Origin of the sequence: Microvirga arabica (assembly GCF_016811235.1) — a bacterium.
In the GTDB taxonomy this organism is placed as follows: Bacteria; Pseudomonadota; Alphaproteobacteria; order Rhizobiales; family Beijerinckiaceae; genus Microvirga; species Microvirga arabica.
Map to the genome: position 1 here is coordinate 1 of NZ_JAFBID010000126.1, position 11321 is coordinate 11321.

Here is an 11321-nt window from a genome sequence, read left to right on the forward strand (position 1 = left end):
GAACGAACCGCCTCAGCTTTCTTCGGAAAGCTCTTGTTACAAGGCTCACTAGGAGATCCGTTGTTGTTATTAGTGTGGCGGCGGATTTCGCCGCCATTGCCCGCTTTTAAGAACGCTTCCTCGCATGCTCTCCTCAGGGCTGTCCACTGGTCCAAAGCATCGTGGGGCATAACCTTCATGCTGCGGGCCGGTGTCCTGGCTTTCAAGCCTTTGACCTGCTCCTCAAGATCTGAGCGGTCCAGCTCCGGATGGTGCTCCGCCAAGGCGCTCAGGGCCTCCTCAGCGGCCCTGCGGGCGATGGTGATCTCGTCGAAGGCGCGCTTGCGGGCCTCGCGGGCCTGCTTCTGCTCGATCAGCCGCTCGGCCCACTCCCCTCGCCTAGCATAGACCGGCGTCAGGTCGAACCCGAAGGCATCGATGATCTCTCCCGCCAAGTCTTTGACAGCGTAGCGCTTGCCGTTGGGAGACTCCTTGGGAACGATCAGCTGCAGGTCGATCAGAACGCGGAAAGCCGCCCTGATGGCCCGCTCGGACTTCCCGGTTCGAGTCACCAGATAGTCGTTGGATGGCCATACCAGTAGCCTGTCCCACTCCTGCTCGCCCCAGCAGGCCACGAGCTCGGACAGAACCCAACGGGCTCCTGATTTTAGATTCAGGGCCTTGGCTGCCTCACGGGCGGCTGCCGATAGTTCTTTGCGCGTTACGGTGCGCCCGGTTTCGAGCGCAAGTTCTCTTGCGACCAGAGCGGCATGTCTCAGCCGCCGGCCTCCTGACGATGCGAGTTGCATCGTACCCTCCATGTTGAGGGCAAAGCGGGAGTGTTCACCGGAACCGATGCTCTTGACACGCAGCTTGTCGGGATGGCATAAGGATTGTCGCCAAACAGATCCGAATGCCCACCCTCGCGGTGGTCTCCAAAGGCCCTCGAAGTTTCCAGCTTCGTGGGCCTTTTGCTTTGCCTAGGTTACGTCACCGTGTTTGGCTCCTTCCGAACAAAGGTGGTCTCAAGGGCGTGGTTGATGGCGTCCTGGCGTGTCTTGAAGCGGCCGCTCTCGACAGCTTGGTCGATTGCAGCCCCAATCAACTGAGGAACCCAGACGTTCATCTCCCGGTCACCCCGCTCGCGGCGAGCTTTCCGGAGGCGCTGAACACGCTCGATCCCTTTCACGTCAGGCATGGCACTCCACCCCATCGCACCTGTGACAGTTACGAGAAATGATCCGATTCTGAGTTGGCTGTGGAGTCGCGCGTCAAGAATCCATTCACAATAGATCGATTCAGCGGTGGGAAACTTCTTTAGCTAGAATCATTTAGCTGAAAAGGCCGATTCAATTCGCATGTAAAAGCCCGGTTCCGAGTGATTCTCAGTTACGCACTTGATTCGAGAATGCCTAGTATTCGGCTCAAAGCTCGACTCGCGGGCTGGAATTATGATTCGAGAACGGCGCGCTGATGTGGTTAACGACTGGCAACGGAACCACAAATCCGGTTGGATATTTCAATTAGATTCAAGGCTCCCGATCGCAGATCCGTCTCGTAGACCGGTTCAATCCCAGATACCCGAAGTGCTCGAACTTCTCTTCAGGGGGATGGCAAACGAGGAAATCTACCGAGAATTCGATAGGGGCTTTGGCTTGGTGAAAGTTTACGTCGCCGCAATTTGTAGGGATTGGGCCTTCCTCATCGTGCCGTCGCCCGGAAATCTGGAGCCCAGTACCTCCAGGCGAACAAGGACGAGGGACCAGCATCTTTCGTTGCCCAGCCGCTCTCCATATGCTGGCTAATGCGACTGGTTCCCCTCCGGTGCCATCGCCGAGTTGATAAACTCCTCGATCGACAACTGCGACGAGTTCCTCGGCTTCGACTGAGAACGGCGCGGCGTCTCTTCTGGTGGCCCTGCAGTCCTGCGTCTGCTGACCGGCACATTTTCCGCCTTGGTCTTCTTGATCCGAGCTTTGGCCCGGTCCCGCGCGACCGCCTCCTCTGAGGTCGGATTTTCCTCAAGCCACTTTCCGCGCTTCAAAACCTCATTCACTCGACCCTGATTGACGCCTAGCTGGAACGCGATCTCCTGCTGGGTCATGTCACTCGTCTGGTTGAGCTCAATGATCCGCCGCGCCAGTTCCGGCGTCATCTTCTTACCAGCAATGCGACGCGCAGGCCGGATTGTCCGCTTGGCTCGGTCCCGCTCCTTGAGCTTCTCCAGGATCGCCAGCGCCATATGCATGCCCTGCTCACGCAAAGCCTCTTCAAACTCTTTCAATGTCGTCAATGAGGCTCACTCCATTGATATCAGCCAAGCCCGCCAGGTGGGTGCCGGTTGTTATAGGAATTCAACGCCATTCAATTCGGGCAAAAGTCAGCACCCCCAGAGCAATAATCCCAAGAATTTCTGATTTGCCAAGACGAACGGTCGACGATGCACCGCTCTCTTTAGGGCAACCACACGATCAACGAGAAGCAACCTTCCGATCACCGGTGCTGGCCTGCTGCCGCGCCCGCAGGAAAGCATCGCGGTTCTTCTTGAACGTGGCTGCTCTCTCCAGCGATTTCAGGATCTTCTTCTGGTTCGGTACTGTCTGCTGCGCATAACGAGCACAGAGCTTTGCGACCTGAAATTCCACTGCCCACTCCGGGATGTTGTTCGCAATCGCCGTACGGATCGCTTCAACCTGTGCACCTTCGATCGGCATCTGGCCGTCCTGGCCCAGCACGATCATGAGGTCCTTGACCACATCGGCCATAGCACGGGTCAGCTCACGTCCCGGCTTTGCACTCGCTACCTCCACGTACTCGAGACGGTTCAGGGTAATGGCGATGGTACTCTGCCTGGAGATCTTGCCGGCATCGCACAGGTCCTCCAAGGCCAGCCGGAAGCCGTGCTCCCGCGCACGAGCCGCATCGTCATGACGGGTAAATCCAGCCTTCTGTCGGATCCATGCTTCGGTCGGCCCCTTCGGTCCGACGGCCACGATGCTGGCATTCATCAGTCCCTCAGCCAGGCGCGGCTTGAGAGCTTCCTCTTTGTCTGGATCCTCAATGACAAAGAACCCGAACCCGGTCGCGGAGACCACATTGCGGATCTCGGGCAGAACGCTCGGATCATAGGTCGTGATCGAGAACGGAGCGACCTTGCGATCGAACCATAACGGTGAAATTTCGCCCAGCCTTTGCCGCAGTCGGCAATATGCCGCGAGCAGGTCGCGCCGTTGCGGCGTGATCTGGTTCGGCCGGTCCAGAATAATCGACCGGAGCTTGGGCTGGAGGCCATGAGCTCCCGTCGCCCTCTCAATCAGGCGGGTCGCGCCGGCGGCGAGTAGTGCCACCAGCAGTACGGCCCGATCTTTCAGCAGATCGATCCCGCACGCGATCTGGGTCGCGCTCATTGCATCGGTAAAGGGGACCAGCCAGGGCTGCGCTTGCGGCTTCTCCTTCTGAAGGCTGGCGAGAAACCGCCGCTGCTTGTCGCTTGGAAGGCTTTGCTCGTATTCCCCATCATAGCGGATGCCGACGAATGCCGCGTACTTACGGGCAACGTCGAGGGTCGAGCACAGGAATGCCTGCTGCGCTCCCGTCTTTTCATCGTGCGTTGCCACCAGCCAACGCGGAAGATCCTGCACGGCCTCTGCCCCATAGATCCCCGACTGGTAGAGATCACAGAACAGAGCAAGGCGGCTCGAGAACTTCTTTGTCTCGGAATCGTATCGGCGCATCCCGGCCGCCATCATGCCAAGCGCAAACGGCTTCGGCAGTGGCAGCGTATCCTCCTCGCCCCAGGACATGGAGGGATCAAGCGGGTCTTCATAATGCTCCCGATCGGACTCGCCGAGGCGCAGCCAGATCTGGCGCTGGCGTTCCTCGATCTGATCCCGAAGTGTCGGATCCTTGTCGAACCACGCCTCAAACTGCTCACGGATGGGAGCAGCAAGGCCGCGTACCTGACGCCGGCAACGTTCCGGATCATTGCGGCGCATCGCATCGATGTCGTTGAAGATCCTCAGGATCGAGTTGCCGACATCGACGAAGACCTGATGCGTCTTGCGGGTCGCCTTATGCGAGCGCTCGCCGCGGCCGCTGATCTGCTTGACCGGGCCAATCGACCGTTCCTGACACGCCAGGATATTGAGGTCGATCTGGGGAACGTCCGTCCCGACACCCAAGGCGTTCACGTTGACGAGAATATCGAACTCACCCGCTCGGGCCGTATTCAGGAGATCATCACGTTTGATCTTCCGGCCGGGCGCGTCATCCGAGCTGAGGCCGGTTTCCCGTCCATTGCGCCAGATCCTGATTTCTCCGGCAACCACGAAGGCGACCCGCGGATGCTCGCCCGCGCGGGAATGCTCCTGGGGCATCCGCTGAGCAGCCAGAGCGCCGGAAAGGGCTTTGGCAAATTCCACGCTGTCGCAATGAATCATGGCCAGAACCGCGGTGGCGGCACGAGCATCCCAGATCCGAACAAGCGCCGCGACAATGAGCTCGGCGATCGCACGGTCGCCTTCGCTCGCATCCGGCTTGAAAAAGCGGGAGAAAGCCTGCTGGGAGGCCTGGTCCACCGACTTGCTCTCGGCGAGCAGAGCCAGGAATGCCGTTTCGATCAACCGGACAGCGTCGGCGCCAAGATGGCGCTCGAACTCGCCTGTTGCGATGTCGAACCGGGTCCTCACCGTCCGACCCGACGCCAGGACTTCGTCATAGGTGGCGACGTCGATCAGATCGTGCTCGATGCTGGCACCGAACGGATCGAGAGGATCTTGCCCGTCGGTCCTGAACGGAGTGGCGGTCAGCACGATCCCCGAACCGCCTGCCCAGGCAATCCGCTGGAGAATTTTCGAGAGCTGTTCTGCGGCGGCCTTGTGTCCCTCGTCGATGAGCGCGATGCCCCCTCGCCTGCCGAACTCGTCAAGGCCGCGCAGGAAGTCCTCGTCATCCAGCTTGTTCACCAGCGACATGTTCGTCGCCATGATCACATCGGCATTGAGGCTGTTGCGGAGCATCGGGTCATTCCCGATGACCTCTGTTTTGGCAACGAAGAACGCTACCCGCGCCTTCCGCAAGGACGGGATTGCCTGCAACTGCGCATAGTTCTGGCGCAGCAGGCTGCTATCAGGATGCAGGATCAGGATGGGCTTGCCGAGATCAAAAGCGTCTTCGGCGGCAGCCGCAGCCATCAGGCTCTTACCGCTGCCTGTAGGCGCCAGAACCGCACCCGAGCGCCCGCGCCGAATTGCCTGGCGCAGCGAGAGCATGATCCGAGCTTGGTAAGGCTCGGCCTGCTTGTCACCGAGCACCCGGATCAGAGAAATGGCTGACACCCCGTCGGAAGCATCGGCGGGTTTGGAAAGAGGCCGCATCGTTCAGGAAATCAAAAATGGGTTTGGGGGGAACACTAGAAATACGTGAGCGCCCTGCTCGGACAGAGGGATCGTCCGATTCAGGTGGCCCTCAGCATCATAGAACATTTTGGGAACACGATCACCGTTAAGGTTGATTTAAAAGCACCCGACTTTACCGACTTCGAAGCTGCCCTCGCTCCTAAGCAGAGGCTTAGGGCGCCGGAACGCTTCCCGTCGAAATGTCGTGCCTGTGGGCCCAGCACGAACGCTCAGAAATGGAACCTTGACCATGAGGCGACGTTCCCATCGAAGAACGGCAGGAACTCACATGCAGATGTTTGATCTAAACAAAGTTGCACAAGCGAGCGTGGTCGCACTGGTGCTCGGCGGATCAACTCTGGCGAGTACAGCGGCCGCTGTAGCCGCGGATCTACCCCCGTATTTCGCGGATCAGGAAGCGGTTCTGGAGCGCCCGCCAGTCGGGCGTCGGCTCGCGGTCGAGGAGACGTATATCGCCCCACCAATCGAGCACGGGGTGATTGAACGGCGAGTCATCGAGCGCCGCTTTGTTGGGGGTTATGAGGGGCCGGCTCTAGTGCCGCAGCAGCCTCTGCCGATTGTGTCTGCCGAAGATAGCGAAGGTTATGAGGGTCCAGCCTTAGTCCCTCCCCAGAATGTCCCGATCGTCTCTGTGCAACAGGGCGTGCTTCCACGCGTATACCGCGACAGGATCGTAGGCATCCCTGCGCCCGTTCAGGAATGCCGCGTTATCGTAACGAAGCAGATCGACGCCTTTGGTGATGTCACATTGCGCAGAACAAGGATCTGCGACTGACTCCTGATCACCGCAACCATAACGCTTATCGCCTCCCCGGCTCCTGCAGAGAGATGCCCGCAGGCACCTTCAGCTCGCCGTCTTCCTGATCCAGGTCGATGAAATGGTTGTTCTTCGGGATGACCAACCCCTCCCCGATCTTTGGCAGCTTGGACAGGGCCGTGCAGGTGATAGTCGAGCGTTCTCCCGATGCAGTCTCGGTGCCGGTAAGCCGCGCGGTTGCTTGCGCAAGACCTGAAAGGCTCCCTTCAATCCGGATGCCCTGATCGGGAAATGCCCAGGTGAATCGCTGGCCCGTCTGCTCCCACTTGCCCGGCCATTCGCCCAGTCTCGTCCGGGAGGCATCGAAGATGTAGGGGCTCACCTCATCATTCTCGAACTCCCCTCCGCCGACGCCACCGCCCGGGTAGAAGGTGATCACGAACTGGGATCGATCAGAGGCGCGGGTGCACTCCCAGAGAGAGCCTGCAAGGGTCAGGCCGTCCGCGGTTGCTGTCGGGGATGCCAGGATAATCCCGATCGTGGCGAGCAGGAAAGTTCTCATGGGCTGTCTCCGATCAAGGACGGAGCAGCACCCTAGGCGCAGTTCCTTACTGAAACTTATCAGGCGGTGGGATTGGAGATGACGGTCAGTCGCGTCTTAGGAACTCCAATCCAGGTGGAAGGTCATGCTCTTGGCGTGCAGGCCTCATCGCCTTGATGGGGAACTTTGGTCTCGGTGGCGCCTCGTCCACAATCCAGGCGGCTTTGCCATCGTGTGTCTCGAGCGGACATGCCGCTTCGACATGGAGCATGGCTTCCTGCAGCCATTCGGCCAACTGCACAGCCGAGAACTGTGACAGGTAGCGCCGGTCCCGCTCATGGAAGGCGATCTCCAGGTCTCCGCCACCTCTGTCGATCACCTGAATCATGATGTGATCAAGAAGGCGTTCCTCAATAAGATACCCGTCCATCTGGGCGGCTGCTACAGGACCGGTGATCGTGACCAACCGCTTCATGCCGTACCCTCGCTGAAAAGCTCACGCGAGTGTAGGCAGCACCTTTGACGGAGCAGTACGCAATTCTGCGAACATCCTTAATTGCTCAACTGATCAGTCGGCGCTGCGGCTGGTCGCCGGTCAGTGCAATGATTGATTCAAAACTCCAGGAGTTCGGTACGCATCAACCTGACGCCCTCCCTCGTCACTGCAAAGCCAAGCTTCAGCGCTTGCACGGGAAGGGAACTCCGTCGCGTGTACTCTTGGGGTGAGCTTCCCGCGAACAGGAACGATAACCCGCCATCGGCTCTTGATCTGGAGAACGTAAGCCGGTGAGTGCTCTTGCCTCTTCATGAAGGCCATCCGGATTTTGGATCACCGGGTTCAAGGTAAAAGAAGTACGGTTGTTAGAGAGTTAAGCAAGCCGAGAGGTTCTGTTGCAGCAACTTTGTAAGGGCAGATGAACCCAGCCTGTTGCGCCGCTCAGACCGTAGTTCCAAAACGCTCCGTTACAAACTCTTGGTAACTGAGTTCAGATCTCACGGGAGCATGTCCGCAAGGCAGGGCGTCCCATGGAGATAGTCGAGCCCCCGGAGGTGAGCCGCATGAAGGTTCGCCTTGGCGTGCCGCAGGACCTGGCCTCGTGCCACACCGCCGAGATCGGCTATATCATCGAGGGGCACGTTCCCGCGGAGGTTCTGTTGCAGCTTTGAAGCTTGCTCGGCCTGAGCTACGACAGGAGGAGGCTGAGAGGGGCTGGCGGTGATGAAAGGCAATAAGAACCCGTTCAAGGGTCGTCAGTTCACGGCGGAGATCATCCTGTGGGCGGTCCGCTGGTACCTACAGTTCCCGATCAGCTACCGGGATCTCGCGTGCATGCTCTCCGATCGCGGCGTGCAAGTGAACCATACGACCCTCTTTCGGTGGATCCAGGCTTACGCTCCCGAACTGGACAAGCGCGTCCGTCCGCACCTGCGCATGACCAACGGCTCTTGGCGGGTGGACGAAACATACATTCGGGTGAAGGGTGAATGGGTTTATCTCTACCGTGTCGTTGATGCGACCGGGCAGACCATCGACTTTCTGCTCTCACCCAAGCGGGATGCGGCTGCCGCCCGGCGCTTTCTCCGGAAAACGCTGAAGCAGTCCCATACGGTCAATCCGCGGACCATCACGGTCGACAGGAACGCCGCCTATCCAGTTGCAATAATGGCTATGAAAGGTGCCGGCGAGATCTGGCGGTTTGCCAAGCTCCGGCAGGTGAAACTTCTCAACAACATCGTCGAGCAGGATCACCGGCGCATCAAACGGCTGGTCCGTCCTGGGCTGGGCTTCAAGAGCTTCACGACGGCCTCACGGGCAATTGCCGGCTACGAGGTCATGGCGATGATCAGCAAGGGACAGGTTGCCAGTGCACCAGCGAATGACATGGGCACTCAGCGCGACTTCATCGCTACCCTGTTCGGCGCAGCCGCATAACCAGCGTCCTTATCCGGCCTTCGCTCGAACTGCCTCAGTAGTTGCAACGGAACCCCTGATGACAGCGTCACGCTGTCGGGGAGGAACGGTTGATCCGCGGCTCAAGTCGGCTCCGGCGCCTGATGGCTTGGTGCACGCGACATAGGCACTTCTGGTTTTGAAGATGGCATCCCTAAAATGAAAGCCCTCGGGAGCGCCAAAGGACTCCCGAGGGCACGGTGTGGAGATGAGATGAGGCCGGCAGGCTGCACCGACTGCTAGAGGCCGAGCCGATGCTCGTTCGCGTGTGCCAGTCCGGTCGGCTGCCAGCCTCAGTCCTCGTCCGCTCCACCCGTTCCGATGAGGATCTCGCGCTTGCCCGCGTGGTTGGCGGGACCGACGATGCCCTCCTTTTCCATCCGCTCCATGATTGAGGCCGCCCGGTTGTAGCCGATCTGCAGCCGCCGCTGGATGTAGCTTGTCGAGGCCTTCTTGTGCCGCAGCACGATCGAGACCGCCTGATCGAACAGCTCACCCGATCCTAGCCCCATTTCGCTTTCGTCGAAGACGGGGGTCTGCTCCGGCTCAATTTCCTCGTCCTCCTCGGCCGTGACCGCCTCCACGTAGACGGGCTTTGCCTGTCGCTTGAGGTGAGCAACGACTCGTTCGACCTCCATATCTGAGACAAAGGGGCCGTGCACCCGAGCGATGCGGCCCCCTCCTTGCATATGAAGCATGTCGCCCTGGCCTAAGAGCTGCTCGGCGCCCATTTCCCCTAAGATCGTGCGGCTGTCGATCTTGGAGGTGACCTGGAACGAGATCCGCGTGGGGAAGTTCGCCTTGATCGTGCCGGTGATCACGTCAACGGACGGCCGCTGCGTCGCCAGGATCACGTGGATGCCGGCCGCTCTGGCCATCTGGGCGAGACGCTGGATTGCGCCCTCGATCTCCTTGCCGGCCACCATCATCAGGTCGGCCATCTCGTCGACGATCACCACGATGTAGGGCAGCGATGTAAGGTCCATCACTTCTTCGGTGTACGTCAGCTCCCCCGTGGCCTTGTCGAAACCCGTCTGGATGGTCCGTGTGATGACCTCCCCCTTGGCCTTGGCCTCGGAAACGCGGGCGTTGAAGCCGTCGATGTTGCGAACCCCCAGCTTCGACATCTTGCGGTAGCGGTCCTCCATCTCCCGCACGGCCCAACGCAAGGCGATGATCGCCTTCTTCGGGTCGGTGACCACAGGCGTGAGCAGATGGGGGATGCCGTCATAGACGGACAGCTCCAGCATCTTGGGATCGACCATGATCAGCCGGCACTCGGCCGGCGTGAACCGATAGACGAGAGAGAGGATCATGGTGTTGATCGCCACCGATTTGCCCGACCCGGTGGTGCCGGCCACCAGAAGATGCGGCATGCGGGCGAGGTCCGCGATGACGGCTTCACCGCCGATGGTCTTACCGAGGCAGAGGGGAAGTTTATGCTTTGAGACCTCGAAATCGTCTGACGCAAGCAGTTCGCGCAGGTACACCGTTTCGCGCGTCTCGTTCGGCAGCTCGATGCCGATGGCGTTGCGGCCTGGGATCACCGCCACGCGCGCGGAGACAGCACTCATCGAGCGTGCGATATCTTCTGAAAGTGCAATGACGCGAGATGACTTGATGCCGGGTGCAGGCTCGAATTCGTACAGCGTGACCACCGGGCCTGGGTGGACATGGATGACTTCGCCCTTCACGCCGAAGTCACGGATGACCTTCTCCAACCGCCCTGCCGTCTCCTCCAGGATGTCCTCGGTCAGCTCCTGTCCTACGCGTTCCGGCGGCTCGGCCAGAAATGCGATGTCTGGCTTCTGATACGACCAACCCTCAGGCGCTTGTGGGCGGGAGATCGGATGCCCCCAGGTCGACGGGGCTATTTTGGGGAGATCCACGACCGGGCCGGCTTCCTGAAGCGGTTGGATTAGGGTCACCGGTGCCTGGCCCGGCTCTGTCACAGCGTCAGGAAAGGGCACCTCCTCAATCCTCTCCAGAACTGCGTCAGCCATCTGATCAGGCACCGGGTCAGGGGCAGAGTCGACCAACGGTTCGGGCTGCGGCTGAAGGGCAACCTTCCCCGTCTGCGGTTTCTTGCTCACAGCCGGCAGGAGGTCCTCGTAGAGAGCGAGGTATCCGAGATCGACCTCCTCCTCGGTGGGATCCGACACGCTGGCACCTGGAACAGCAGGAGCCGCTTCTTCTTCCTCAACGGCGATCCCGGTCTCGACGGCCGTTTCCTGGGTCTGCTCGGATGGTAGTGCCGCTTCAGTGGAGACACCATATTCCGCTTCGGAAGCTCCATCCGGATCCGCTTGGCTGTCATTGGTGACCTCAGCGATTGCTTCAGTGGTCTCCAGGATCTGCCCATCGGCAGGGGCCTCGGACATGGCGTCCAGATCCCCTGCTGGACCGACGCCAGCCATTCGGTGTGACAATCCCTGCCACGAGAACGAGACGGCTGCGGACGTCAAGCTGAAGGGGGCGGCCAGCTCCAGCCGGGCCTCCGGGCGTTGTTTCTCCTGGGGCGCCTCATCCGTGGTAAGGGCCTCCTGCTGTGACAATGGAAGCCGTGTCGCCGTATCGATCATCCGGCGCGCGGAACCGGCCATCTCTCCGCACCCAGCGCTAGACAGGGCAGCTTCCCTGTCGGCGAGTGATGCCAGTCGTTCAGAAACCGGATCC

Annotated in this window: 10 protein-coding genes; 3 read left to right on the forward strand and 7 right to left on the reverse strand. The window is 60.1% G+C overall.

Annotated elements, in window-relative coordinates:
* The 4 genes from JQC81_RS30775 to JQC81_RS30790 all read right to left on the reverse strand — a co-directional run.
* Nucleotides 1–788, reverse strand: a 788-nt coding sequence (locus JQC81_RS30775; RefSeq protein WP_203275580.1) for a helix-turn-helix domain-containing protein, incomplete at its 3' end; no start/stop codon positions are given.
* Between the two features lie 176 nt (nt 789–964).
* Complete coding sequence (locus JQC81_RS30780) at nt 965–1177, reverse strand: hypothetical protein (RefSeq protein ID WP_036345859.1); 213 nt, start codon at nt 1175–1177, stop codon at nt 965–967.
* A 603-nt stretch (nt 1178–1780) separates the two neighbouring features.
* The gene (locus JQC81_RS30785; RefSeq protein WP_376772477.1) at nt 1781–2221 is read right to left on the reverse strand and encodes an RNA polymerase subunit sigma-70; all 441 of its coding nucleotides are present in this window, start codon (nt 2219–2221) and stop codon (nt 1781–1783) included.
* Between the two features lie 229 nt (nt 2222–2450).
* On the reverse strand, nt 2451–5354 hold the full coding sequence (locus JQC81_RS30790; RefSeq protein WP_203275582.1) for a DEAD/DEAH box helicase: 2904 nt from the start codon (nt 5352–5354) through the stop codon (nt 2451–2453).
* 310 nt (nt 5355–5664) lie between these two features.
* Between JQC81_RS30790 and JQC81_RS30795 the strand changes: the two genes are divergently transcribed.
* Complete coding sequence (locus tag JQC81_RS30795; protein ID WP_246520789.1) at nt 5665–6171, forward strand: hypothetical protein; 507 nt, start codon at nt 5665–5667, stop codon at nt 6169–6171.
* Nucleotides 6172–6196: 25 nt separating this feature from the next.
* Here JQC81_RS30795 and JQC81_RS30800 read toward each other — a convergent pair whose 3' ends face one another.
* Nucleotides 6197–6715, reverse strand: coding sequence for a hypothetical protein (locus tag JQC81_RS30800; protein WP_203275583.1), 519 nt, complete (start codon nt 6713–6715; stop codon nt 6197–6199).
* Nucleotides 6716–6800: 85 nt separating this feature from the next.
* A complete protein-coding gene (locus JQC81_RS30805) occupies nt 6801–7169 on the reverse strand; it encodes a KH domain-containing protein (protein ID WP_203275584.1) in 369 nt (122 codons plus the stop codon).
* Between the two features lie 584 nt (nt 7170–7753).
* Between JQC81_RS30805 and JQC81_RS30810 the strand changes: the two genes are divergently transcribed.
* Together JQC81_RS30810 and JQC81_RS30815 are read left to right on the forward strand one after the other, a co-directional pair.
* A complete protein-coding gene (locus JQC81_RS30810; protein WP_246520790.1) occupies nt 7754–7861 on the forward strand; it encodes a DUF411 domain-containing protein in 108 nt (35 codons plus the stop codon).
* A gap of 52 nt (nt 7862–7913) precedes the next feature.
* Nucleotides 7914–8627 carry an IS6 family transposase gene (locus tag JQC81_RS30815; protein ID WP_203275588.1) on the forward strand — a complete coding sequence of 238 codons (714 nt, stop codon included), beginning with the start codon at nt 7914–7916 and terminating at the stop codon, nt 8625–8627.
* A gap of 311 nt (nt 8628–8938) precedes the next feature.
* Here the strand turns inward: JQC81_RS30815 and JQC81_RS30820 are convergent, their stop codons facing one another.
* The gene (locus JQC81_RS30820) at nt 8939–11248 is read right to left on the reverse strand and encodes a DNA translocase FtsK (protein WP_203275586.1); all 2310 of its coding nucleotides are present in this window, start codon (nt 11246–11248) and stop codon (nt 8939–8941) included.
* Between the last annotated feature and the right edge of the window lie 73 nt (nt 11249–11321).